The organism is Streptomyces sp. NPDC001508, assembly GCF_040298665.1.
In the GTDB taxonomy this organism is placed as follows: domain Bacteria; phylum Actinomycetota; class Actinomycetes; order Streptomycetales; family Streptomycetaceae; genus Streptomyces.
In genome coordinates this window covers 204,713-228,033 of sequence record NZ_JBEPAP010000004.1, presented here as the reverse complement: position 1 = coordinate 228,033, position 23,321 = coordinate 204,713, and the positions used below count along the sequence as shown (strand labels likewise).

General features: G+C 71.5%; 21 protein-coding genes and 2 tRNA genes. 8 read left to right on the top strand and 15 right to left on the bottom strand.

Annotated elements, in window-relative coordinates:
- Positions 1-123: 123 nt before the first annotated feature.
- The 3 genes from ABT245_RS06600 to ABT245_RS06590 are packed head-to-tail and all read left to right on the top strand — an operon-like array spanning position 124 to position 2,896.
- Complete coding sequence (locus ABT245_RS06600) at positions 124-891, top strand: ABC transporter ATP-binding protein (protein ID WP_351729426.1); 768 nt, start codon at positions 124-126, stop codon at positions 889-891.
- Positions 888-1,748 carry an ABC transporter permease gene (locus ABT245_RS06595; RefSeq protein ID WP_351729423.1) on the top strand — a complete coding sequence of 287 codons (861 nt, stop codon included), beginning with the start codon at positions 888-890 and terminating at the stop codon, positions 1,746-1,748. The genes ABT245_RS06600 and ABT245_RS06595 overlap by 4 nt, the downstream gene beginning before the upstream one ends.
- A complete protein-coding gene (locus ABT245_RS06590; RefSeq protein WP_351729420.1) occupies positions 1,745-2,896 on the top strand; it encodes an ABC transporter substrate-binding protein in 1,152 nt (383 codons plus the stop codon). Before ABT245_RS06595 ends, ABT245_RS06590 begins: the two co-directional genes overlap by 4 nt.
- Positions 2,897-2,976: 80 nt before the next feature.
- Here ABT245_RS06590 and ABT245_RS06585 read toward each other — a convergent pair.
- The 4 genes from ABT245_RS06585 to ABT245_RS06570 form a co-directional block, all read right to left on the bottom strand.
- Positions 2,977-3,050, bottom strand: a tRNA-Met gene (locus ABT245_RS06585).
- Positions 3,051-3,513: 463 nt separating this feature from the next.
- Positions 3,514-5,361, bottom strand: coding sequence for a tetratricopeptide repeat protein (locus ABT245_RS06580; RefSeq protein ID WP_351729417.1), 1,848 nt, complete (start codon positions 5,359-5,361; stop codon positions 3,514-3,516).
- Positions 5,362-5,576: 215 nt separating this feature from the next.
- Positions 5,577-5,650, bottom strand: a tRNA-Met gene (locus tag ABT245_RS06575).
- Positions 5,651-5,690: 40 nt separating this feature from the next.
- On the bottom strand, positions 5,691-8,660 hold the full coding sequence (locus tag ABT245_RS06570) for a UPF0182 family membrane protein (protein WP_351729609.1): 2,970 nt from the start codon (positions 8,658-8,660) through the stop codon (positions 5,691-5,693).
- Positions 8,661-8,834: 174 nt separating this feature from the next.
- Between ABT245_RS06570 and ABT245_RS06565 the strand changes: the two genes are divergently transcribed.
- A complete protein-coding gene (locus tag ABT245_RS06565; protein ID WP_351729415.1) occupies positions 8,835-9,377 on the top strand; it encodes a PPA1309 family protein in 543 nt (180 codons plus the stop codon).
- Positions 9,378-9,982: 605 nt separating this feature from the next.
- On the opposite strand, the gene ABT245_RS06560 is transcribed toward ABT245_RS06565, so the two are convergent.
- The 4 genes from ABT245_RS06560 to ABT245_RS06545 form a co-directional block, all read right to left on the bottom strand.
- Positions 9,983-11,080, bottom strand: a complete 1,098-nt coding sequence (locus tag ABT245_RS06560; RefSeq protein WP_351729412.1) for a YlbL family protein — start codon at positions 11,078-11,080, stop codon at positions 9,983-9,985.
- Between the two features lie 59 nt (positions 11,081-11,139).
- A complete protein-coding gene (locus tag ABT245_RS06555; protein WP_351729409.1) occupies positions 11,140-11,304 on the bottom strand; it encodes a hypothetical protein in 165 nt (54 codons plus the stop codon).
- Positions 11,305-11,494: 190 nt separating this feature from the next.
- Positions 11,495-11,953, bottom strand: coding sequence for a molybdenum cofactor biosynthesis protein MoaE (locus ABT245_RS06550; protein WP_351729406.1), 459 nt, complete (start codon positions 11,951-11,953; stop codon positions 11,495-11,497).
- A gap of 241 nt (positions 11,954-12,194) precedes the next feature.
- Positions 12,195-13,307, bottom strand: coding sequence for an SDR family oxidoreductase (locus ABT245_RS06545; RefSeq protein ID WP_351729403.1), 1,113 nt, complete (start codon positions 13,305-13,307; stop codon positions 12,195-12,197).
- 192 nt (positions 13,308-13,499) lie between these two features.
- Between ABT245_RS06545 and ABT245_RS06540 the strand changes: the two genes are divergently transcribed.
- Positions 13,500-14,960 carry a zinc-dependent metalloprotease gene (locus ABT245_RS06540; RefSeq protein ID WP_351729400.1) on the top strand — a complete coding sequence of 487 codons (1,461 nt, stop codon included), beginning with the start codon at positions 13,500-13,502 and terminating at the stop codon, positions 14,958-14,960.
- Positions 14,957-15,478 (top strand): NUDIX hydrolase, encoded by a 522-nt coding sequence (locus ABT245_RS06535; protein WP_351729397.1) that lies wholly within the window; start codon positions 14,957-14,959, stop codon positions 15,476-15,478. Before ABT245_RS06540 ends, ABT245_RS06535 begins: the two co-directional genes overlap by 4 nt.
- A gap of 93 nt (positions 15,479-15,571) precedes the next feature.
- Here the strand turns inward: ABT245_RS06535 and ABT245_RS06530 are convergent, their stop codons facing one another.
- From ABT245_RS06530 to ABT245_RS06515, 4 genes are all read right to left on the bottom strand, one after another.
- Positions 15,572-16,327: an AIM24 family protein gene (locus tag ABT245_RS06530; protein ID WP_351729394.1), complete on the bottom strand. Its 756-nt coding sequence runs from the start codon at positions 16,325-16,327 to the stop codon at positions 15,572-15,574.
- Positions 16,328-16,345: 18 nt separating this feature from the next.
- Positions 16,346-17,026 (bottom strand): AIM24 family protein, encoded by a 681-nt coding sequence (locus tag ABT245_RS06525; protein ID WP_351729391.1) that lies wholly within the window; start codon positions 17,024-17,026, stop codon positions 16,346-16,348.
- 11 nt (positions 17,027-17,037) lie between these two features.
- Positions 17,038-18,528: a TerD family protein gene (locus tag ABT245_RS06520; protein WP_351729389.1), complete on the bottom strand. Its 1,491-nt coding sequence runs from the start codon at positions 18,526-18,528 to the stop codon at positions 17,038-17,040.
- Positions 18,529-18,664: 136 nt separating this feature from the next.
- Complete coding sequence (locus tag ABT245_RS06515; protein ID WP_351729386.1) at positions 18,665-19,261, bottom strand: M48 metallopeptidase family protein; 597 nt, start codon at positions 19,259-19,261, stop codon at positions 18,665-18,667.
- Between the two features lie 276 nt (positions 19,262-19,537).
- On the opposite strand from ABT245_RS06515, the gene ABT245_RS06510 reads away from it, so the two are divergent.
- Both ABT245_RS06510 and ABT245_RS06505 read left to right on the top strand, forming a co-directional pair.
- Positions 19,538-20,749 carry a TOMM precursor leader peptide-binding protein gene (locus tag ABT245_RS06510; protein WP_351729383.1) on the top strand — a complete coding sequence of 404 codons (1,212 nt, stop codon included), beginning with the start codon at positions 19,538-19,540 and terminating at the stop codon, positions 20,747-20,749.
- Positions 20,742-22,115 carry an ABC1 kinase family protein gene (locus ABT245_RS06505; protein WP_351729380.1) on the top strand — a complete coding sequence of 458 codons (1,374 nt, stop codon included), beginning with the start codon at positions 20,742-20,744 and terminating at the stop codon, positions 22,113-22,115. The genes ABT245_RS06510 and ABT245_RS06505 overlap by 8 nt, the downstream gene beginning before the upstream one ends.
- Before the next feature lie 6 nt (positions 22,116-22,121).
- On the opposite strand, the gene ABT245_RS06500 is transcribed toward ABT245_RS06505, so the two are convergent.
- From ABT245_RS06500 to ABT245_RS06490, 3 genes are all read right to left on the bottom strand, one after another.
- Positions 22,122-22,334, bottom strand: a complete 213-nt coding sequence (locus ABT245_RS06500; protein ID WP_351729378.1) for a hypothetical protein — start codon at positions 22,332-22,334, stop codon at positions 22,122-22,124.
- A 132-nt stretch (positions 22,335-22,466) separates the two neighbouring features.
- Positions 22,467-22,790 carry a putative WhiB-interacting protein gene (locus ABT245_RS06495; RefSeq protein ID WP_351729375.1) on the bottom strand — a complete coding sequence of 108 codons (324 nt, stop codon included), beginning with the start codon at positions 22,788-22,790 and terminating at the stop codon, positions 22,467-22,469.
- Positions 22,787-23,155, bottom strand: coding sequence for a WhiB family transcriptional regulator (locus ABT245_RS06490; RefSeq protein ID WP_351729372.1), 369 nt, complete (start codon positions 23,153-23,155; stop codon positions 22,787-22,789). The genes ABT245_RS06495 and ABT245_RS06490 overlap by 4 nt, the downstream gene beginning before the upstream one ends.
- Positions 23,156-23,321 lie beyond the last annotated feature (166 nt).

The following is a 23,321-nucleotide window of genomic DNA, read 5'->3' as shown; positions in this document are numbered from 1 at the left end:
GGGGCTTTGTGCTGCGTACGGGCTTCCTGAAACTTACGGACGTACGGGCTTCCTGAAACTGACGGGCCGTCATATGGTCAACGGCACCCACCAGTCCGTTCCGCACTCCGCGAGGAGACGCCCGTGGGAGAGCCGTATCCGAAACTCCGAGCCACCGAACTGACCCGCGCCTTCGGCCGAACCCCCCACACCGTCGACGCCCTCGGCCCCCTCGATCTCACCGTCGCCGCAGGCGAGTTCGTCTGCGTCGTCGGCCCCTCCGGCTGCGGCAAGTCCACGCTGCTGCGTATCGCCGCGGGCCTGCTGCGCCCCAGCGCGGGCACTCTGGAGATCCGCACGACGAGCCCGCACCCGGTCGCCATGATCTTCCAGGACTACGGCATCTACGACTGGAAGACCGTCCAGGCGAACGTGCGCTTCGGTCTGGACGTACAGCGCGTGCCGCGCCGCGAGGCGAACGCCCGCGCCGCCGACTGGCTGGCCCGGCTGGGCCTCGCGGACTTCGCACACGCCCACCCGGCGACGCTCTCGGGCGGCATGCGCCAGCGTGTGGCGATCGCCCGCGCCCTGGCGGTGGAACCCGAACTGCTGCTGATGGACGAGCCCTTCGCCGCGCTGGACGCCCAGCTGCGCACCATCCTCCAGGACGAACTGCTGGAGATCACCCAGGCGCTGCGCACCACCACCGTGTTCATCACGCACAGCCTGGAGGAGGCGATCGTCCTCGGCGACCGGGTCCTGGTGATGTCCGCACGTCCCGGCCGGATCATCGCCGAGCGGCGCCCGCCGTTCCCGCGCCCGCGCACCGGCGGCATCCGCTCGGCGCCCGCGTTCACGGCCCTCAAGGGCGAGCTGTGGGACCTGCTGCGGAAGGAGGCGGTGGCGGCATGACGACCGTGCTCCCCGACCGGGAAGCCGTCCTGGTCCGCCGCCCCGGCGCCCGCGAACTGCACCCGGCCGACGCCCACCGCCGGCGCCGCGCCCTGGAGCTGTCCCTCGCGGTGGCCGTGCCCCTGCTGCTCGTCCTGCTGTGGCAGCTGGCCGCGAGCCGGGCGTGGCTCGACGACCGCGTCTATCCGGCGCCGTCCACGATCCTCGCCGACGGCTGGGACCGGGCGGCGGCCGGCGAGCTGTGGCCCGATGTGTGGGCGACGCTGCGCCGCGTCCTGGCGGGCTACGCCGTCGGCACCGCGACCGGTTATCTGCTCGGCCTCCTGATGGGTTCGCTCCCGCTGGTCCGGGCGGCCCTGGAACCGCTTCTGGACGCCCTGTACGTCGTACCGAAGCTGGCCCTGCTCCCCGTCTTCCTGAACATGTTCGGTCTCGGCGAGGGCCCGCAGGTGGCGCTGGTCGCGGCCACCGTCTTCTTCTTCGTCTGGATCTCCACGATGTCGGCGGTGATCGCCGTCCCGGCCGGCCACCGGGACGCGGGACGCGTCTTCGGCGCCTCGCCGTGGCAGATGTTCCGCCACGTCCTGCTCCCCGCCTCCCTGCCGGCGGTCCTGGTCGGCGCGCGGATCGCGGCGGGCGTGGCGGTCCTGGTGATCGTCGCCTCGGAGCAGATCGCCGCGTCCGACGGCCTGGGCCATCTGATCTTCGACTCGCGCGCGCTGTTCCAGAACGACGTGATGTTCGTGGGGATCGTCTGCGTGGCCGTGCTCGGGGTGCTCTTCTCCGAACTGGTCCGGATCGCGGGCAGGCTGCTCACGCCGTGGGCGCCGCGGGACCGGGGACGGGGGCGGTCATGAGGCGACGCTTCGGCCCCGGGCGCAGGACGGCGCTCGCCGCGGTCGCCGCCCTGCTGGCGGGGGCGGGCTGCTCGTCGGCGCACTCCGGGGACGCCGGGGCGCGGTCCGGTCCGGAACACCGCACGGTCCGGCCGGTCGACGGCTGCGGCACGGCGTCCTGGACCGACCCGGCGGACATGTCCCCGGGCCGGGCACCGGCCCGCTGTGCGCCGCACACCCCGGCCGCCCGGCCGCCGGCCCAGCGCCGGAAGATCACGATCGCCACCGGGACGCTGAGCGCGGAATATGTGGCCCCGTTGCAAGTCGCCCTGGACAAGGGCGAGTTCAAGGCGGAGGGGCTGGATGTCACGCTGCGTGTGCTGCCGACGCCGGATGCGCTGCCGCTGCTGGCCAAGGGAGACATCGACGCCCTCTGGGCGGCTCCGGAGGCGGCCGTGATGAACGGTGTGCGCGGTGGCTTCGCCATCAAGTGGGTCGCGGGCAACTTCTCGCCCGACCCGGAATCGAAGAGCGGGCTGTGGGTGACGCTGGCGAGCGGCGAGAGCGCGAACCGGGTCCGGATGGCGGGCCGCACCATGGGCACCATGATCGGCAAGGGCTCGGTGATCGCGTACCCGATGCAGCGGGCCCTGGCCCGGCACGGCGGCGGGCTCGACGAGATCCGCTACCGGCAACTGGGCTCGGCTGACGTGCTCACGGCCCTGCAGGGCGGCGGCGTGGACTCGGCCTGGCTCCTCGACCCGGTCTGGCGTCGGGTGGACGGCGAGCGGGGCTATGCCTTCCTGGGCGGCCAGCCGCTCGGGGAGCCCCTGGGCGGCATGCTGTACGGCCGCACGCTGCTCCAGGACGACGTGGACGCCGGGGTGGCCCTGCTCCGGGCCTACATCCGCACGGTCGACACCTACTTCGCCGGCGACTACAAGAAGGACGCGGGTTTCGTCGCCTATCTGGCGAAGCTCCTGAAGACGGATGCGGCGGTCCTGAAGTCGACGCCTTCGCTCCGCATGGACTGGGAGATCAGATCCGGTACCGTCACCCGCCTCCAGGCCGCCTACCGGGCCCAGGGCGTCACCGAGGGCGCGGCGCTGCCGGAGTCCGAGACGGTGGACCGCTCGCTGTACGAGGAGGCGGTGGGCCACGCCCCCTGACCCGCCGTCCCGGCAACGCGCCGCCCGGAAACACGCCGTGGGCCGGAATCCACTGCCTGGATTCCGGCCCACGGTTTCAGTAGCGGGGACAGGATTTGAACCTGCGACCTCTGGGTTATGAGCCCAGCGAGCTACCGAGCTGCTCCACCCCGCGTCGGTGAACGCAACACTACGTGCCCCCACCCCCAGAGGCAAATCGATAAGCACAGCCCACCCAGGGCCCCGAGCAACCACACACTCACCAAACCCCAGCACCCACCCCCGGCTCCTCCCCCATCACCCCCAGCACAGCCCACCCATGGGCGCGAGGAACCGCGCACCCAACCCCCACTCACCCGCACAAACCACCACAACCGCACCCCACCGGCCCCCAACAAACCCCAGAGCCTCCCCCACCACCCCAGCACAGCCCACCCAGGGGCGCGGGGAACTGCGCGACCAACCCCCACCCACCCGCACAAACCACCACAACCGCACCCCACCGGCCCCCAACAAACCCCCAGGCCTCCCCCATCACCCACAGCCCAGCCCACCCAGGGGCGCGAGGAACCGCGCACCCAACCTGCACCCACCCGCACCAACACCGCACCCCAGGGCAAGCGAATCCCCGGCCAAAGCTACGCAGTAAGTTCGTCGCGGAGCGCATCGCTCAGCCGGGCCGCACGTTCGGCGACCTCCGCGGGGCCCAGCGTCACCGCGCGGTCGGCCCACCGCTGCCCCTCCACCAGCTCTCCACGGCGGGCGTAGACGAGGGCCAGCCGCAGTGCCGCACGGCCGTGCCCCGCGTCGGCGGCCCGCGTCCACCACACCGCGGCCTCCGGCTCGCTCCCCTCGCGGGCCAGCAGCAGCCCCAGGTTGAACGCCCCGTTCCGGGACCCGGCCTCGGCCGCCGCCCGGTACCACCGCGCCGCCTCGACGACATCGCCCCGCGCCGCGGCCAGCATCCCGACTCGCACCTGCGCGCGCCGGTGCCCCTGACCGGCCGCCCGCTCGTACCACTCCTCGCACTCGGTCTTCTCGTGCGCCGTCTCCCCCAGCTCGTGCGCGGAACGCGGGGGCCGCCGCGCGTCGAGCAGGGCGGCCAGCCGGTACGCCGCCTCCGCGCTGCCGGCCCCCGCCGCGCACCGCAGGTGCCGCTCCGCCTGCTGCTCGTCCCCCTCCCGCAGCCGGGCGATCCCGACCTGCAGAGCCGCCTCCGTGTGTCCGGCCGCCGCCGCCCGCTCGTAGCAGCGCAGCGCCACCCGCTCCTCGCCCCGCCCGGCGTACAGGATCCCCAGGTTGAACGCCGCGTCGACGCTGCCGGCCTCGGCCGCCTTGGAGAACCACGGCTCCGCACCGGCCGGGTCGCCGCTCTGCAGCAGCAGGATCGCGAGCGCGTTGGCCGCCTCCCGGTGTCCGGCGTACGCGGCCCGGCGGTACCACTGCTCGGCCTGCCCGATCCGCCCCTGCTGGGCGCAGAGCAGCCCCAGGTTGTACGCGCCGTTGTCGTCGCCGGCGTCCAGCGCCGCCCGGTACCACCGCTCGGCGGTCTGCGGCTGGCCGCGCTCGGCGTACAGGGCGCCCAGCGCGTTCGCCGCGTTGCCGTCGCCGTCCTGCGCGGCCCGCAGCCACCACACGGCCGCGCTCTCGGTGTCGCCGGCGTCCCGCAGCAGGAATCCGAGCGCGCAGGCGGCCCGCGCCTCGCCGTCCTTGGCCGAGGTCAGGTACCAGCGCCCGGCCTCCTTGAGGTCGCCCCGCTTCTCCAGGACGGCCCCGAGCTGGAGCGCGGCCCGGCGGTGCCCGCGCGCGGCGGCCTGCCGGTACCACTGCTCGGCCTCCTGCACCCCGGACGCCCCGGCACCGGTGTCCGCTTCGGCGCCCGCGGCGCGGTCCAGCATCCGCGCCAGCCGGTACGCCGCCTCGCGGTGCCCCCGCTCGGCGGCGGCCCGCAGCCACCGCTCGGCTCCGTCCACACCGCGGTGTTCCAGCAGATCGGCGAGTGCGTACGCACCCAGCGCATGGCCCTGTTCGGCGGACTGGCGCAGCCAGTACTCGGCCGCGGGCTCGTCGCCGCGTTCGCGGTGGTGACGGCCGAGCGCGTGCGCGGCGGCGGGTGATCCGGCGACGGCGGCGATCCGCCACCATCCGGCGGCCTCGTCGGGGTATCCCCGCTGGTGCAGCAGGACCCCGAGGTTGTTGGCGGCGGCACGGTCACCCGCGGCGGTGGCGGCACGCAACTGGGGTTCGGCGCCGTCGAGATCACCGCGGCGCAGCAGCATGGCTCCGAGGACGCTCATCGCCTCGGTGTCACCGGCCTCCGCGGCGAGCCGGCGGCGCGCCTCCTCGGCGGCCTCGCCGGCCTCGTCACGGTCGGCGGGCTGCACAAGGTCGGCGGGGTACACAAGGTCGGCAGCCGGCCCAAAGTCGGCAGGCTGCGCAAAACGCCCTGTCTCCAACAGACTTGCCTTGTCCCCCATAACGTCCATCGTCGCACCACCCGCAACCCGGGTACACCCGGTATACCGCAGCCCATGAGGTCACTTCAGCGTTTTGTCGACATGCCCACAGAGAGACAAGTCAAACACAGATCTCCCAAGTCCCCACGAGGGCACGGCGACGCCGCACACCGGCACATGCGTTCGTCGTGCCTACGCACACGTCGAAGGCCCGGATCCCTGAGGATCCGGGCCTTCGACTTCAGTAGCGGGGACAGGATTTGAACCTGCGACCTCTGGGTTATGAGCCCAGCGAGCTACCGAGCTGCTCCACCCCGCGCCGTGTTCAGCAACCGTACCACGGCACGGGGTGGTCTTGATCAGCCGCTGCTCGGACTGCTTCCGGGACTGGGACTGCCGCTCGGACTCGGACTGCCGCCGCCCTTGCCGTCGCCGTTCTTGCCGCCGCTCGCCCTGTCGGCCTTGGCCTGTGCCTCCTCGGCCTGCTTCAGCGCGTCCTGGAGGTCCTTCTGCGCCTTGCCATAGGCCGTCCAGTCGTTGTTCTTCAGGGCCTCCTGGCCGGCGTCGAAGGCCTTCTGCGCGTCCTTCAGCGCCTGCTGGACGGTGGGATCGCCGGACGACGGCGGTGGATTCTCGGTGCCGGTACCGCCGCCGTTGTCGGTGTCCGACGGCGGAGGAGTCGAGGCCTTCGCCCCGAACACCACGTCCAGAGCGTCGTCGAGGGTGTCCTCGAAGGCGGTTCTGCCCTCGTAGGTCACCAACACCTTCCGCAGCAGCGGGTACTTGAGTCCACCACCGCGTACATAGACCGGCTCCACGTACATCAGTCCGCCGTCGAGCGGCACGGTCAGCAGGTTGCCGTACTCGACCTGGGAGCTGCCACCCTCAAGCAGCTTGATCGCCGAGGCGATGTCCTGTTCCGAGTTGAACTGGCTCTGCACCTGTTTGGGCCCGTCGACCGTCGTGCTCGTCGGCAGTTTCAGGATTCTGATCTTGCCGTAGTCGCTGGTGCCCGCCTCGGCGTCGACCGACATGAACGCGCTGAGGTTGTCCCGGCCGTTGGGCGTGAAGGTCGTCGACAGCGAGAACGACTGCGATGTCTGATCGGGCATCCGCATGCTCAGGTAGTACGGCGGCACCGCGTTGCCCGACTTGTTGGTCGGGTCGTCCGGCACCTGCCACACCTCGCTGCCGGTCAGGAACGTCTGCGCGTCCGTCACGTGGTAGCGGGTGAGCAGTTCCCGCTGCACCTTGAACAGGTCCTGCGGATAGCGGAGATGCGCCATCAGATCGGCCGAGATGTCCGACTTGGGATGGACCGTTCCGGGGAACGCCTTCATCCAGGTCTTCAGGACCGGGTCCTTCGTGTCCCACTCGTAGAGCTTGACCTCGCCGGTGTACGCGTCGACGGTCGCCTTCACCGAGTTGCGGATGTAGTTGACCTGGTTCTGCTGGGCGACCACCGCGCGCGAGTTGTTGGTCGCGGTCAGCGAGTCGGCCGTCGTGTCACCGAGGGTCGTACGCGAGGAGTACGGGTAGCCGTTCGTCGTCGTGTACGCGTCGACGACCCACTGGATACGGCCCTTGACCACCGCCGGGTAGGCGTCGCCGTCGATCGTCAGCCAGGGGGCCACCGCCTCGACGCGATCCTTGGGCGTGCGGTTGTACAGGATCCGCGAACCGTCGCCGATCGCACCGGAGTAGAGGATCTGCGGCTCGTTGAACGCCAACGCGTACGCGGCACGGTTGATCGGGTTGGCGAGGCTGACCCCGCTCTTGCCCTGGTAGCTGGTGGTCTTCTCACCGTTGTCGTCGGAGTAGTCGATCTCCTTCTGGGGACCGCCGACGATCGAGTACGTGGTGGTCTTCTCGCCGTAGTAGACCCGCTGCTCGTAGGTGCCGAGGTCGCCCTTGGACGGCAGGTTGTACTCGGTGAAGACCGGGCGCCCCTCGGAGTCCGCCTCGGTGCCCTTGCCGGCGACCACGCCGTACCCGTGGGTGTAGCGGAAGTGGTCGTTGATCCAGTTGTTCTTCGGGATGCCGTCCAGGTTCAGCTCGCGCAGACCGATGACGGTGTCCTGGTCCTTGCCGTCCTTGGAATACCGGTCGACGTCCAGGTTGGTCGGGAACGCGTAGTAGTTCCGCATCTGCTGGAGCTGCTGGAACGTCGGCGAGACGATGTTCGGGTCCATGATCCGGATGCTCGCGGCGGAGTTGACGTCGTCCCGCAGTCGTGTCTTGTCCGTGGTGGTGCTCTTGCCCTCGTACTCGGTGACCTTGGTGTCGTCGATGCCGTACGCCTGACGGGTCGCCTTGAGGTTCTTCTGGACGTACGGGGCTTCCTTGGCCTGCTCGTTGGGCTGGACCTGGAACTTCTGGACGATCGCCGGGTACAGACCGCCGATGAGGATCGCCGAGAGGACCATCAGACCGAAGCCGATGACGGGCAACTGCCAGGTACGCCGCCACAGCGTGGCGAAGAACAGCAACGCGCAGATGACCGCGATGCAGAACAGGATCGTCTTCGCCGGCAGGTAGGCGTTCGCGTCGACGTACCTGAGGCCCGTCCAGTTGCCGGTGGCCTTGAAGTCACTGGACTTCACGGCCAGTCCGTAACGGTCCAGCCAGTAGGCGACCGCCTTCAGGGCGACGAAGATGCCGATCAGCACCGACAGATGCCCGGTGGCCGCCGCGGTGGCCCGCGCGCCCGGACTGGTCACGCGCAGCCCGCCGTACAGGTAGTGGGTGAGGGCGGCGGCGATCACGGACAGGATCGTGGCGGCGAACCCGAAGCCCAGCAGGAAGCGGAACCAGGGCAGATCGAAGGCGTAGAAGGAGACGTCGAGATGGAACTGCGGGTCCTTCTCGTGGAAGGGCACGCCGTTGACCCACATCAGCCAGGTGCGCCACTGACTGGCCGCGGAGGCGCCGGCGATCAGGCCGACCAGGGCGGTGATGCCGAGCAGCAGCCATCGTCTGAAGGGCGCGATGCCCATGCGGTAGCGGTCGAGGCTCTGCTGCTCCATGGACATGGCGCTGAGCGGGGGCCGCAGCCGGTGTGCCAGCCAGATGTTGAAGCCGACCGCGAGCGCCATCAGCAGTCCGAAGACGGCGAACAGTCCGATCTTGGTCCACAGGGTGGTGGTGAACACGGACGAGTAGTGCACCGACCGGTACCACAGCCAGTCCGTCCAGAAGCCCGCGAACATGGTGAACGCCATGCCGAGGACGGCAAGGACGCCCAGTGTCATGAGCAGGGTCCGGACGCGCCGGGACGGGCGGCCCGCTCTGATCCGTGGCCCCGTCGGGCCTCCGCCTCGGTCCGGCATCTGGAAAGCCAAGGTGCGTACCTCGAAGTTCGGTGTTGGTCGCTGTCGTTGCGTCAGGCCCCCGGGTTCGCGGACCGTCCGGTGGGCCCGCGGTTCACGGGCCCACACCTATGCAACTTACTCACCGTTTACTCGGTTCCCGATTCCGGCCGGGAACGAGGCAGGATTGTGACTATGTCCAACACTCCCATGGCAGCGAACCCGCTCACCCGGACCGTGCTAGAGATCGACGAGTACGCCTCGGGCCTCGGCTGGGACCAGCCCGCTCGCCTCTTCGCCCTCGTCGACACCGCGCGGCTGCGGGCCGAGGAACCCGTGCTCGCGGCCCAGCTCGCCCTGCCGGACGAGCCGGGGCCCGCCGGCCTCACCCCGATCGAGCAGGACGAGATCCCCGCGGGCAGGCCGCTCGACGAGTTCCTCGGCACCATCGCCTGGCCGGACGCCGTGGCCGGCTGCGCGCTCACGGTGGAGCGTCTGATGCTGCCGCCGTCCGCCGAGGCACAGGTTCCGCAGGGGCTGGACGGGGCGAAGCTGACCAAGTGGGTGGCGGACCACCCCGAACGCCAGGAGGTCCGTATGACGGTCGCGGTCCTGCGCGACGGCGCCCGGGAGTCGGCGCTGCGGCTGCGTGAAAAGGACACGCCGACGGAGGTGCTCACCGGGCCCGACCTGGTGCCGGGCCTTGCGGACGCGCTGACGGCGACGTTCGAGGACTGACCCGCCCGCGCCCACGCCCCGCCGCTCCGCCCCGCGCGCCGGACACCCCCGCGGCCTCCGGCACGCAGGCCATCCCTCCGGTACCGCGCATGCAGACGCTGCTGCGGCGGCCTCCGGCGCGCAGGCCGCCCCTCCGGTCCCGCGCATGCTGACGCCCTTACGGTCTGCTGCGCCCCGAACGCCGGCGGTCCCGCGTCTGGAACCTCCGGCCGCTGCTGACCTGCCCGAGCGAGGCCCGGCCCACTGCCACGGCGGGCCGCGGAGTTCCTGCGGCGGTGGGGGCTGCGGATCGACGGCCGGGTCCGCCAGGCCGCACACGACGTGCTCCCCGCTCGCCCCGCCCCAGGGACCCCTCACGGGTCACCGGCCCGCCCGGCCCATGCACGCCTCACGGCCGGGCCGCAGTGGGCCGGGCGGTGGAGTTCCACGGGTGCTTCGACCGCTCGCCCAGCCGCGATCGCAACCTGGCCCGCCGGGTCTTCCTCGGCCCCGGAACGGGCGGGCGACCGCGTCCCCACGGTCTCCTGCACGCTGGACGCCTCGTCCGGTCGGGTGCCCTCGGCGGGGTCCTTCCGGTGGCCTCGCGCGGGGTGCCTGCCGGTTGTTCAGCCCTTGGTCGTGCACTTCGGCAGGGCGGCCGTGTCTCCGCTGCGGATGTCGTCGAGGGCGCCCAGGGCGTCCTTGATGGTCTTGACCTTGACGAGGGTCAGCCCGCTCGGGGTGTCCTCGGCCGCGGCGGCGCAGTTGTCGGCGGGCGTCAGGAAGTACTGCGCGCCCTTGTCGCGCGCGCCGACGGTCTTCATCTCGATGCCGCCGATCGGCCCGACCTTGCCGTTGTCGTCGATCGTTCCGGTACCGGCGACGAACTTGCCGCCGGTGAGACTGCCCGGGGTGAGCTTGTCGTAGATGCCGAGCGCGAACATCAGACCGGCGCTGGGCCCGCCGACATCGGCGAGCTTGATGTCGATGGAGAACGGGAAGGTGTGGTCGGTCCCGGCGGAGATCCCCACGATGGCCCGCTTGGCCCCGCTGTCCTCGGACGTCGTCGTGGTGATCGTCACGTCCTTGGTGACGGTCGGCGTCCGGTTCTCCTTCTCCGCTGCGGCCTGCTCCTTGGCCGGGATGATCCTGAAGACGACGTCCTGGCCCGGCTTGTGCTTGGTCACCAGCCCGGCGACGTCGGAGGGCTGCTTCACGGGCGTGCCGTCGACGGCCTTGATGACGTCACCGGCGTGCAGCCGTCCCTCGGCCGGTGAGTCCTTGACGACGGTGGAGACGATCACCCAGGACCTCACCGGGACGTCCAGTTCCTTCAGGGCGGCGACCTTGGCGCTCTCCTGGGACTGGCTGAACTCCTCGGCGTTCTCCTGGGTGGACTGCTCCTCGGTCTTGCCGTCCGGGTAGAGCGTGTCGTGCGGCACGACCTTGTCGTCGTGCGCCAGCCATCCGTAGACGGCCTCGACCAGGTTCATCTTGTAGTCGGCGCTGGTGACCCGGACCGTGGTCATGTTGAGGTGTCCGGTCGTCGGGAACGTCCTGCGACCGGAGATCTGCAGCACCGGCTCGCCGTCGTGCTCCCCGAGGGTGTTCACCGTCGGCCCCGGGGACATCTCCGAGTACGGGACGGGCAGCAGTACACCCGCGCACAGGAGTGCGATCAGCATCAGGGTGGAGGCGAGCATCGTCGCGGTGCGGCGTGGCATGGTTCGACACTACGGGACGAGTCTGTCGGAGCACTGTCAGGGCGCCCTCGCCCAGGCGGTCACCGACCGGCGTGGGACTTCTCCATCGCCGCGCGGAACCGGGCGTAGCCGTCCAGCTCGGGGCCGTCGCTGCGGGCCTTCCGCGTCCGGTTGGCCCAACCGCCCCACAGACTTGCGCCTATCGCGGCGATAAGCGGAATCAGCAACCAGGCGAGCGCCGCCATGCCGACCTCCCAACCCCTGAGCGACCGCAACTGACTGATCAGCAGATTAACCATTCGCACTGACAACGCTCAGGCCAGGGATGCGGTTACGCAACCGGAACGGCGTGGCGGGCGCTGCCGAGGCGCCGAGCGGATGGCGCCGGTGCGCGGGCGCGGGAACGGCGGGCGCCGCTCGGCGACGGCTGCGGGGCTACGCCCCCACCCACTCCTCGGTGCCGTCGGAGAAGGTCTGGTGCTTCCAGATGGGCACCTCGTGCTTCAGGTCGTCGATCAGCTTCCGGCAGGCTTCGAAGGCCTCCGCGCGGTGCGGGCAGGCGACCGCGACCACGACGGCGAGATCCCCGACGGCGAGATCCCCGACCCGGTGAACGGCGGCCAGCGCCCGCACCGGGTACTCGGCGACGACCTTCTCGGCGATCCGGCGCATCTCGGCCTCGGCGCTGGGGTGGCACGAGTACCCGAGCCGGTCGACGTCCGCGCCCCCGTCGTGGTTGCGCACGGTCCCGACGAACAGCGCGATGCCGCCCGCCGCGGCGTCGCCCACGGACTGGAACACCTCGTCCACCAAGAGCGCGGTCCGGCGGACGCCGAGCAGCTTGATGGGGTCCTGAGCCGCCTGCTCACCGGGGTGGTCGTTGGTGGGTGCCATGGAGCCATGGTGCCGCACCGCGCGGAGATCGTGGAACCGGCCGCCCCGCAGACCCCGTACAGCACCTCCACACGCCACGCGCGCGTACGCGTTCCAAGCCTCCTCCACAGGCACGATCGGCCGGGCGTCCTCCCGACTCCTTCCGGGCCTCCTCCCGGGGGCCGCGATATCGGGGCGGGCCGCCGGGCTGGGACGTCGGGGGTGGGCCATTGGGGGCGGGACGTCGGGGGCCGGGGCCGTATCAGATCCGTCGTCGCGCCTTCCGCGCCCGCCGTACCACGGCCGCCGCGCCCAGCAGGGCGACCGTCGCCCCCGCGGCCCCCGCCGCGGTCGCGTCCTTGCGGCCGAGCCGCCGTCCGGCCACGGTGTGCCGCCCGGAGACCTCGTCCAGCAGCTCCGCCAGGACCTCCTCGTTGGTCCACCGCGGCCGCCACCCGGCGTCGTGCAGCCGGCTCCCGCTGACCACCCAGGGGTACATCGTGTAGGCCAGGTCCCCGGCGGGCGACGGGGTGAGCCCGATCCGGTGCAGCCGGGCCGCCGCCCCCAGGGCGACCGCCGACGGCAGTTCCATCCGCCGGATCCCGCTCAGCTCCTCGACCTCCTCCTGCTCAAGCCAGCCGTCGCAGCCCACGGCCAGTTCCCCGTCGACCTTCTCCAGGACGGCGTACTCCAGGGCGCCGCACAGGTCCTCGACGTGGCAGAACTGCCAGGCCGGCCGCGACCCGGCCACCACCAGCAGCCGCGGCGACTCGAAGTACCTGGTCAGCGCGGTGTCGGTGCCGCCGACCAGGACGGCGGGCCGCACCACGGTGACATTGAGGCCGGGATGCGCCCGCGGCGCCCGCCGGGCCAGCCGCTCGATCTCCAGCAGGTCGCCCACCCCGGTCGCCTCGGCGGTCGCCCGCAGCTCCGCGTCCTCCGACAGGGGCAGTTCGTTGTCCGGCAGCGCCCCGTACACCATCGCGGAGGTGCACAGCACGACCCGGTGCACACCGGCCGCCGCGGCCGCGGTCAGCACGGTCTGCGTGCCGCGCACGTTGTACGCCGTCCGGGCCACCGCGTCGGTCTCCAGGTCCAGGTCAAGCGCGAGGTGGACGACCACGTCGGCGCCGCGCAACCGGTCGGCGATGGCCGGATCCCGTACGTCGAGGATGTGCCACTGGGCCGCCGCGCAATCGCCGCGCCGCTCGTCGATCGCGACGACCCGCTTGACCTCCTCGGACGCGGCGAGCCGCGCGGTCAGCAGCGCGCCGACCCCGGTCGCGGCGCCCGTGACCGCGACGACGGGCCCGCGCACGGCGGGAGGGGTTGCGTGGTTTCGCGCTGCGCGAACCTGCGGATCTGGGGAACTCACCAGGCGTCTCCAGCGGTTGTCTTCAGTACATACGCGTCGGAGGCGTACGAACCAGGTGGCATCCATCCTGCCGCAGGCCGAGAGTCGGCGAAGCACCGAGGCCCGATCGGGTCTTGGTGTCTACGCTGGGTGGTGTTGTCGGGCAGCCGCGCCGTCGGAGAGAACCGGCGGCCTAACCAGCCGAGGAACCCCGTGAGTGACACCCCATTCGGATTCGGCCTTCCGCCGGAGGAGCCGGAGAACGGCGACGAGGGCAAGAAGAAGGACCAGCAGAGCGGTGGTGAGCAGGGACCGGCCAACCCGTTCGGTTTCGGGCTGCCCGGAGCCGGAGGCTTTGGCGGCCCGGGCGCCGACAATCCGCTCGCTGCCATGTTCGGTTCACTGAACCCCACCGACCTGGGCGCCGCCTTCCAGCAGCTGGGCCAGATGCTCTCCTACGAAGGCGGCCCGGTGAACTGGGACATGGCCCAGCAGATCGCCCGCCAGACGGTCTCCCAGGGCACCCCGGACGGCGTCAAGGACGCGAGCGTCGGCCCCGCCGAGCGTTCCGCGGTCCAGGAAGCGGTGCGCCTGGCCGACCTGTGGCTGGACGACGCGACGTCCCTGCCCTCAGGAGCGGGCTCCGCGGTGGCGTGGAGCCGCGCGGAGTGGGTCGAGGCCACCCTTCCGGCCTGGAAGGCGCTGGTCGACCCGGTCGCCGAGCGGGTCGGCGCGGCCATGGGCGATGTCCTGCCGGAGGAGATGCAGGCCATGGCGGGCCCGCTGATCGGCATGATGCGCTCGATGGGCGGTGCCATGTTCGGCACGCAGATCGGGCAGGCCGTCGGCGTGCTCGCTGGCGAGGTGGTCGGTTCCACCGACATCGGTCTGCCGCTCGGTCCGGCCGGCAAGGCCGCGCTGCTGCCGCTGAACGTCGATGCGTTCGGCAGGGACCTGGGCATCGCCGGGGACGAGGTGCGGCTCTACCTCGCCCTGCGTGAGGCCGCCCACCAGCGCCTGTTCGCGCATGTGCCGTGGCTGCGCTCGCACCTGTTCGGCGCGGTCGACGGCTACGCGCGCGGGATCAAGGTCGACACGGCCAAGCTGGAGGACGTGGTCGGCCAGTTCGACCCGCAGAACCCGGAGCAGTTGCAGGACGCCCTCCAGCAGGGCATGTTCCAGCCGGAGGACACACCGGAGCAGAAGGCCGCCCTGGCGCGTCTGGAGACGGCCCTGGCGCTCGTCGAGGGCTGGGTGGACGCGGTGGTCCATGCCGCCGCGAAGCCGCGTCTTTCGTCCGCCGACGCCCTGCGGGAGACGCTGCGCCGCCGCCGCGCCTCGGGCGGGCCCGCCGAGCAGACCTTTGCGACGCTGATCGGCCTGGAGCTGCGTCCCCGCCGGCTGCGCGACGCCTCCCGGCTGTGGGCCTCCCTCACGGACGCGCGCGGTGTCGACGGCCGGGACGCCCTGTGGGCCCACCCGGACATGCTGCCGACGGCCACCGACCTGGACGACCCGGACGGCTTTGTCCACCGTGAGCAGCTGGACTTCTCCGAGCTGGACAAGATGCTCGGCGACGCGGCCGGCGGCACCGGCGAGAAGCCGGACCTGAAGAGGGGCGACGCGCGCGGCGACGCCAAGGGTGACCCCGCCGAGGGCGACGACACCGAGTGAGCCTGTACGACGACGCGGTCCTCGTCCTGAAGGGGTACGAGGGCCAGGAAGAGCTGCGCCAGGCTTATCTGGACCACCTCGCCGCGCATCCGGACGGCATGTGGAAGGCCTGCGAGGCCGGGCACCTCACGGCGAGCGCCCTGGTCGTCGACCCGGCGCACGGCCGGGTGCTGCTCACCCTGCACAAGAAGCTGCGGATGTGGTTGCAGATGGGCGGCCACTGCGAACGCCAGGACCCGTCCGTGCGGGCCGCGGCCGTGCGCGAGGCCACGGAGGAGTCGGGCGTGGCGGGGCTGACGCTGCTCCCGGGCGGCCCGGTGCGCCTGGACCGCCACCGGATCCCGGCCCCGTGCCACTGGCATTTCGACGTTCAGTACGCGGTCCTGGCGCCTCCCGGAGCGGTGCAGGAGATCAGCGACGAGTCGCTCGACCTGCGCTGGTTCGCCTACGACGAGGTGCCCCGGGTGGCCGACGGGTCGGTCCTACGGCTGCTGGAGGCGACGCGCGCCAGGCTCTGAGACCTGACGTCGTCAAGACGCGCACCGGGGCGATGGGCGTGCGAGGGGCGACCGCCCGAGGGTGGTCGCCCCTCGCGCCTTGCTCGCCGCGGTTCAGCTCCAGACGTTGCCCTGGTTCTGGCCCCGCGCGCCGTGCTGCCCCATGCCGTACTGCGCGGCCAGGCCCTGGCCGATCGCGGCGTTCTGCGGCGGCAGCAGTTCGCTCGGCTGGACGAGCGCGTAACCGGTGCCCATGAAGCTCAGCTCCCAGCCCTCACCGGTGTTACCGCGCCGCCGCCACACGCCGGAGGAATGGGTCTGCGCCTGCATCTGGACGCGCAGGCCCGTGGACCAGGCGACGATCGCGTCGGCGTCGCAGTTGACGTACCGGTCGGGGGTGACCTGCATCATCAGCGGCATGCCCGAGGTCATCAGGGCGACCTTGCCGTGTCCGGTGATGTTGAGCTGGTACTTCCCGGACCCCGAGATGCCGTACTGGCTGTCCACGGCGATGACCTCGTGGTGCAGCGAGGAGTCCAGGGCGAGCACGTAGCTGCTGTCGACGGTCAGGCCCTCCTGCTCGACGTCCACCACATGGACGTACTGGGCGAGGTTGGCGAAGTAGACCGTGCCCTGCCCGTGGCAGCGCATCAGGTCCAGGCCCTCCCCGGTGTGCGCACGCGCGCGTGCCTGGCCGCCGCTCTGGTACTCGGCGTCGAACTCGACGAGCCCCTGGTAGGCGACCATGGTGCCCTTGCGGGCGAGGATGTCGTCATGGCCGCCCAGGGTGACACGGAGCAACTGCTTGTTCTGCAGGCTCCAGCGCTCCTGGGTCTGCTGGTCGTTGTGGGCGAAAAGCGGGCTCTGCATGGTGACTCTGGCTCCCCCTCAGCCCCGGACCCGGAGGCGGTCGGTGCTGTCCTCGCTGGGCTGGACGACGACGATGCCCTGACCGGAGAAGGCCATCTGGTAGGCCTCGCCGCTGCCGCGGCCGATCAGCGACTGCGCCTTGAAGCTGCGCTTGCCCTTCACCTTGAGGTTCGGGGACCACGCGACGAGCGCGTCCGGGTCGACGTACGTCTCGTCCTCGCCGCCGCCGCAGTCGACGACGATCGGCTTGCCCCGGGAGGTCAGGGCGACCCAGCCCTGTCCGGAGATCCTGGTGTTCCACAGGCCCTGTCCGGCGAACTTCGCGAGCCCCTTGACCCGCTCCACGCCCCAGCTCAGCTGGGTGTCGAAGGCGAGCAGGTTGGTGGCGTTGACGGAGATGCCGTCGCCGTTGAGGTTGATCACGACGACGTTCGCACCGTAGTCGGCGAGGTAGAGCAGGCCGTCGCCGGTGCACTTCATCAGGGGGGCGCCCTCGCCGGTGATCCAGTCGCGGGCGATCTGGCGGACGGCCGGCGGGTTGGGCTCGTACTGGACGAAGCCTTCGTAGGCGACCATGGACCCCACGCGCGCGAAGAGGTCGTTCCCGGTCTGCATGGCGACCTTCAGCATGTGGTCGCCGTGGTTCTCCATGCGGGCGGTGACCGGTGCGGGGGCGTAGCCCGCGAGCGGCTGGTACATGACGGGCTCCCTCAGACCTCGTACGGCTGGACGACGATGAAGTTGCCGGGTGCGCCCCGGAACTGCAGGTTGATGCTCTCGCCGGTGTCGCCCGGGTAGGCGTTGCGGCGCATGCGGACCTGGCTGGAGACGATCACCTGGGAGGCGGCCGACCAGGCGACGACCGCGTTGCAGTCGGCGAACGTGGTGGGTGTGACGGGCAGGACGACGGGCGTGCCGTGCGTCTTGACGACGACGGTGCCGGTGCCCTGGAACTGCATCGTGAACAGGGCGCCGCCGGGGATGCCGTGTCCCTCGATGCGACGGACCTCGTACTGAAGGCTCTCGTCGAAGGCGAGGACGTTCTCGGAGGAGACGCAGATCGCGTCGCCCTGGAGTTCCACGGGGTGCAGTTGTGTGGCCTCCTCCGCGAGGAACACCTGGCCCTGGCCGGTGCAGCGCATCAGCTGCATCTCCTGGCCGGTGGTGTTGCCCACGATCCGGCCCATCACGCCCGCGCCCTTGTAGCTGAAGTCGACCTTGCCCTGGTAGAGCACCATGCTGCCCTGCCGGGCCAGCACGGGCTGGCCGCCGATGCCGAGGTCGACCCGGATGAGCTTGCTGTTCTGCTGGGTCCAGCGCTGCCCGGTGGGCGTCTCCTTGAACTGCTGCAGCGCCGCGGTCACGCCGGCGCCGCCCTGGGGCGCGCCCTGCGGCATGCCGTAGCCGGCGGGCGGCTGGCCGGGGGCCTGTCCGAGCGGCGGCTGCTGGCCGTATCCGGGGGGCGGGACCGGCTGTCCGTAGCCGGGCGGCGGTGCCGGGGCCTGCGGGGCGGGAGCCGGGGCGGGCGCGGGTGCAGGTGGCGCGGGGACGGGCGCGGGCGCCGGGGCTGGCGGGGCCGCGAACGCGGGCGGCGCGGCGGCCTGGGCGGGCGGGGCGAAGCCCGGAGCGGCGCCGGGCTGCGGCTGCTGCGCGGCGGCCTCGGGCGCCTCCTCCTCCAGCACCTCGCCGCCGAAGTTCTTCAGCAGCGCGTCGAGACCGCCGTCGAAGCCCTGGCCGACCGCCGCGAAGCGCCATACGTCCTTCAGATAGATGTCGCCCAGCATCACGGCCCGTTCGGTGGAGAACTCGGAGCCGGTGAACGAGTACCGGGCCACCTCCTCGCCGCCCGCGACGATACGGAGGTAGCCGGGCTGTGTCTGGGACATCTGCCCGGCGCCGTCGATGGTCGCCGTGAACGACAGCTTCTGGATCCGCGACGGGATCCGGTCCAGCGTGACCCGGAAGGACTCCGTGTCGCCGGCCTGGGCACCCAGCAACTGGATGGATTCCTCGGGGGACTTCGGCTGGTTGAAGAAGATGAAGTACCGGTCGTCGGAGAGGCGTTCGTCGGCGTCGAGTCCGAAGCAGCTGATGTCGAAGGTCAGTCCTGGTCCGGAGATCTGCACGCCTACGTACAGGTCCGTGCCCGCGGTGAGGTCACTGATCCTGGCCTTGTGGCCCCGTTGGAATTCCCTGGCCATGCGTAACGACCGTCCCCCATCCCGAATGTGAGTGCGTCGCGTCAGGCTAACGGCAAACCCCGACATTGGACGAAGCCGGTACAGACCCGGTACACAACCGACGTCCGCGGCGCGGGAGGCTCAGCCTGGGAAGGGATCACTCCTCGTGCGGGTCCGGCGCATGGGGCAGTCGCTCCGCCGCCGCGACCCCTTCGAGGTAGCCGCGCGCCCGCTCGGTCCGCGGGTAGGCATCCAGCAGCCGCCAGAACTGCGGCCCGTGCCCGGGCACCAGCAGATGCGCGAGTTCGTGGCAGAGCACGTAGTCGACCACGTACTCGGGCATGCCCTGCAGCCGATGCGAGAGCCGGATGCTGCCCTCGGCGGGGGTGCACGAACCCCAGCGGGTGTTCTGGTTGGTGACCCAGCGCACGGAGGCGGGCCGGGCCCGGCCGTCGAAGTACTGCTCCGACAGCCGCCGGGCGCGCTCGGCGAGCTCCGCGTCGCCCAGTACCCGCTTGTTCTCCTGGGCGGCCAGTTTGTCGAGCATGACGGTCACCCAGCGTTGCTCCTCCGCCTCGGACATCCGGGCGGGGATCAGCACGACGGTGCGATCGCCCTCGCGGTACGCGGAGACCGTCCGGCGTCGCCGGGCGCTCCTGCGGACCTCGATCGCGCTCGTCCCCGAGCCGCTCGGCGGCTGGCTCGTCGTGCTGCGCTGTGGCGTTCCGGCGCGGTGCGGTGGGTCGGCGGGCACGCCCCGACGTTACCCGCTGGGCCCCGGGGAAGTCCCGGGTCCGGAACGGTTCAGTGCCGTTCCCCCACCATGCGTTTGATTTGTACGACGAACATCCACCACCTGTGGACAACTTTCGGCGCCCGTTCACCGGGCCGGGCATGCTGGCACTCGTCGGCGGAACGTGACCGATTCCGGCGACTATCACCGACATGCCATCAATTGCTTCTGTTTTCTGTAAGTCACGGAGGATTACGGTGAAGTACGGGGAATGGCAGCGAATGACGGGGGACAGATATGCATCCGATGATGAAGCCCGCGTTCCGGCGCGGCTGGCGCGACCTCAACACCGTGCAGTTCGGCATGACACCGGCGCACGCGCTGACACTCGGCCCGATCGACACGGCGACGGGCAGCTTCCTTGAACTGCTCAACGGCACCCGGGGGCTGCCGCTCCTGCGCGACGAGGGGCACCGGATGGACCTGCCCGACGGCCATGTCGACGCCGTGGTCCGCGGACTGGTCCGGGCAGGGCTGCTCGACGACGCACGCGGCGGCGGCCCAGCGGGCGCCGCCCTGCGCGAGCACACGAAGATCCTCGATCGGCTGCGTCCCGATCTGGCCTCCCTGTCCCTGACCACCTCCGAGCCGGGCGAGGCGATCGACCGGCTGGCGGCCCGCCGTGCTCTGCGCGTGCAGGTCAGGGGCGCGGGCCGGGTCGGCGCCGTCCTGGCCTCGCTGCTGTCGGGCGCGGGGGTCGGCGAGGTCGACGTGCGCGACGGCGGCCAGGTCGAACCATGGGACGTCGCCCCGGGCGGGCTGCCCGCCGAATCGGTCGGCGAGCGCAGGGACGAGGCCGCGCGGCAGACCGTGCGCCGGGCGGCACCGGACCGACCGCGCCGCCGCCCCCGCGCCTGTCCGCCCCCGGCCGACGAGCCCGGCTTCGGCCTGGTGATCCTCGCACCGCGGGACGATGTCGCCGTGCACGCCCCCGATCCGGGCGCCGTCGACCCCTTCCTGGCGTCGGGGACACCTCATCTGCACTGCGGTGTCGTGGAGGGAACCGCGGTCGTCGGGCCCCTCGTGCTGCCGGGTGAGACGGGCTGTGCCGGCTGTCTGCACCGGGACCGGGCGGACCGGGACCCGGTCTGGCCCCGCCTGGTCGCGCAGTGGCGCACCGGGCGGGCCCGCCCGGCGAGCCCCTGCGACCTGACACTGGCGGCCACGGCCGGCGGGCTGGCGGCCGCGCACGCGCTCGTCTTCCTCGACGGGGGTTCGCCGTCGAGCACGGGCGCGCGCTGGGAGGCCGCGCTGCCCAGCCTGCGGTGGCACGCGCGGCCTGTCCCACCCCATCCCGCGTGCCCGTGCGGGGCCGCGGGCAGAGGTAAGGAGAAACACACCTCCACGGACGGGCGGCCGCACGAGACAATGGCTGTGCAACGGCCGTCGACGCAACGACGCACCACGGACGCTTCCCGGCCGGCTGGGACTTGGAGGGCGCATGTCTGATCTTCCCCGGAAGGCGGTCACCCGGACCGCCAAGCTCGCCGCGCTCCCGCTCGGCTTCGCCGGCCGGGCGACCTGGGGCCTGGGCAAGCGGATCGTGGGCGAGTCCGCGGACATCGTCGGCCGCGAACTGCAACAGCGCACGGCCGAGCAGTTGTTCAAGGTCCTCGGCGAGTTGAAGGGCGGTGCGATGAAGTTCGGGCAGGCCCTGTCGGTCTTCGAGTCGGCGCTGCCCGAGGAGGTCGCGGGCCCCTACCGCGCGGCCCTGACCAGACTCCAGGAGGCGGCGCCCCCGATGCCCACCCGCACCGTGCACTCGGTGCTGGAGGAACGGCTCGGGACAAACTGGCCGGAGCTGTTCCTGGAGTTCGAGGACAAGCCGGCCGCGGCGGCGTCGATCGGCCAGGTGCACCGGGCGGTGTGGCACGACGGCCGCGAGGTGGCGGTCAAGGTGCAGTACCCGGGGGCCGGCGAGGCACTGCTTTCCGATCTGGGGCAATTGAGCCGTTTCGCCCGTCTGTTGGGGCCGCTCATCCCCGGCATGGACGTCAAGCCGCTGATCGCCGAACTGCGGGACCGCGTCTCCGAGGAACTGGACTACGGCCTGGAGGCCCAGGCCCAGCAGGCACACGCCGAGGAGTTCGCGGACGACCCCGACGTGCTGGTCCCGGCCGTGGTGCACCAGTGCGACCAGGTACTGGTCACCGAGTGGATCGACGGGATCCCACTCTCAGAGGTGATCACCGGTGGCACACAGGAACAGCGCGACCGGGCCGGCCAGCTCCTGGCCCGCTTCCTGTTCTCGGGTCCGGCCCGCACCGGCCTCCTGCACGCCGACCCGCACCCGGGCAACTTCCGGCTGCTGCCCGGCGAGCCGGAGGGCGAGGGCGACTGGCGCCTCGGCGTCCTGGACTTCGGCACCGTCGACCGTCTCCCCGGCGGCCTGCCCTCGCCGATCGGCGACGCCCTGCGCATTACTCTGGACGGCGAGGCCGTCGCGGTCTACGAAATGCTCCGCGCCGAGGGCTTCGTCAAGGACTCCATAGAGCTGGATCCCGACGCCGTTCTCGACTACCTCCTGCCGATCATCGAACCGGCCCGGGTGGACGAGTTCACCTTCACCCGCGCCTGGATGCGCAGCCAGGCCGCCCGTATCGCCGACCCCCGCTCCCCCGCCTACCAGCTGGGCAAGCAGCTCAACCTGCCCCCGGCCTACCTGCTGATCCACCGGGTGACCCTGAGCACCATCGGCGTCCTGTGCCAACTGGGCGCGACGGTGCGACTGCGGGAGGAACTGGAGGAGTGGCTTCCCGGATTCCTTCCCGAGGAGGAGGACCTGACCGCGCAGAAACCGGCGGCGCAGGCGTGAGTCCCCTCACCACCGGGCCGAGTCCAGCCGTCCTTCGATCGCCCTGAGGTTCTGTCTGGAGCAGTCGTCGCAGAAGTACTGACGGACGCCGTTCTCCACAGAACAGGTCCAGGTCGCGGGCTGGAGGACCGCGGAGGGGGTGCGGCAGCGGGCGCACACGAGGGGGCGCGGCCGCGCGGTGGGGCCGTCGGGGTCACCGTCTGCGGAAGGACTCGTCACTCGGCGACGATATCTCCGCCGCCCGGGTTCGGCCCGACAACGCACCGCGGGGGCCGGTCCGTTCGGACGGACCAGCCCCCGCGGGAAGGTTTCACCCCCGAGGCCGGGGGCCACCGCTTCCGGTGTGCTCGGCTACTGCATGAGCGCCATGGCGAGCGCGCGGCGGGCACGCCTCGAAGCGCGCTCGGCCCGGCGCTGCATCCGGCGGGCGGTCGCCAGGCGTACCGCCTGGCGCTCCCGTTCGGCCTCGCGCAGCCGGTCGTGCATATGCGCACGAGCCAGGGCTTCTGGGATGAGTTGCATCTCTCGGGTCCTGTTCTGACGCGAGTCGATCGCGCCGGTGGTGGTGAAGTCTGGGGTCGCGGAGCCTGCGGGCTCGTTGGTGGACGGCTTCATCGGGGCCTGCTTCTTGGGGTCGTGCGTGAGGGGGCGGTCGATGGTTCCTGGGATGTTCATGCTGTGACCGGGTTCTTGCGCGGGCGGCCACGCGGCCGCTTCCGGGCGACGACAACCCCCTGGACGAACAGCTCGCCACCCCAGACGCCCCAGGGCTCACGCCGTTCCTTGGCGCCGGCGAGGCAGGCCTCGATCAGCGGGCAGGTCCGGCAGAGGGACTTGGCGTACTCGACGTCCGCCGGCGACTCCGCGAAGAAGACCTCCGGGTCGTAGGAACGGCAGGGGACGGGCACGCCGAGGTTCTCGATGGCGTCGTCGAGCGCGGTGAGCGGGGTGAGCGGAGTCAAGGTGGAGTCCTCCGTGGGGACGGGCGGGGGGATCATGTCGGAAGGCGGTACGGACGGGGCGTGCGCTTCGAGTTGCACGGTTCGTCTTCCTCGTCTGGTCGGTCCGGCCTGTTGACCGGGTGTCGGCTTGGTACCGGGTTCTTTTCTTGTCCCGAGGCCCCTTCGCTCCGTCGTCCCCGTTCGGGGAAAACAGAAGGGCCGCGGATCCCGGATGGGGTTCCGCGGCCCTGAAGGCGCCGGCCTG

Bases quoted from the DNA above. Each gene is read 5' to 3' on its own strand.
- ABT245_RS06595 (WP_351729423.1), top strand. From the start codon at position 888: ATGACGACCGTGCTCCCCGACCGGGAAGCCGTCCTGGTCCGCCGCCCC.
- ABT245_RS06590 (WP_351729420.1), top strand. From the start codon at position 1,745: ATGAGGCGACGCTTCGGCCCCGGGCGCAGGACGGCGCTCGCCGCGGTC.
- ABT245_RS06580 (WP_351729417.1), bottom strand. From the start codon at position 5,361: ATGGACGTTATGGGGGACAAGGCAAGTCTGTTGGAGACAGGGCGTTTT.
- ABT245_RS06570 (WP_351729609.1), bottom strand. From the start codon at position 8,660: ATGCCGGACCGAGGCGGAGGCCCGACGGGGCCACGGATCAGAGCGGGC.
- ABT245_RS06565 (WP_351729415.1), top strand. From the start codon at position 8,835: ATGTCCAACACTCCCATGGCAGCGAACCCGCTCACCCGGACCGTGCTA.
- ABT245_RS06560 (WP_351729412.1), bottom strand. From the start codon at position 11,080: ATGCCACGCCGCACCGCGACGATGCTCGCCTCCACCCTGATGCTGATC.
- ABT245_RS06555 (WP_351729409.1), bottom strand. From the start codon at position 11,304: ATGGCGGCGCTCGCCTGGTTGCTGATTCCGCTTATCGCCGCGATAGGC.
- ABT245_RS06550 (WP_351729406.1), bottom strand. From the start codon at position 11,953: ATGGCACCCACCAACGACCACCCCGGTGAGCAGGCGGCTCAGGACCCC.
- ABT245_RS06530 (WP_351729394.1), bottom strand. From the start codon at position 16,327: ATGCAGAGCCCGCTTTTCGCCCACAACGACCAGCAGACCCAGGAGCGC.
- ABT245_RS06525 (WP_351729391.1), bottom strand. From the start codon at position 17,026: ATGTACCAGCCGCTCGCGGGCTACGCCCCCGCACCGGTCACCGCCCGC.
- ABT245_RS06520 (WP_351729389.1), bottom strand. From the start codon at position 18,528: ATGGCCAGGGAATTCCAACGGGGCCACAAGGCCAGGATCAGTGACCTC.
- ABT245_RS06510 (WP_351729383.1), top strand. From the start codon at position 19,538: ATGCATCCGATGATGAAGCCCGCGTTCCGGCGCGGCTGGCGCGACCTC.
- ABT245_RS06505 (WP_351729380.1), top strand. From the start codon at position 20,742: ATGTCTGATCTTCCCCGGAAGGCGGTCACCCGGACCGCCAAGCTCGCC.
- ABT245_RS06495 (WP_351729375.1), bottom strand. From the start codon at position 22,790: ATGAACATCCCAGGAACCATCGACCGCCCCCTCACGCACGACCCCAAG.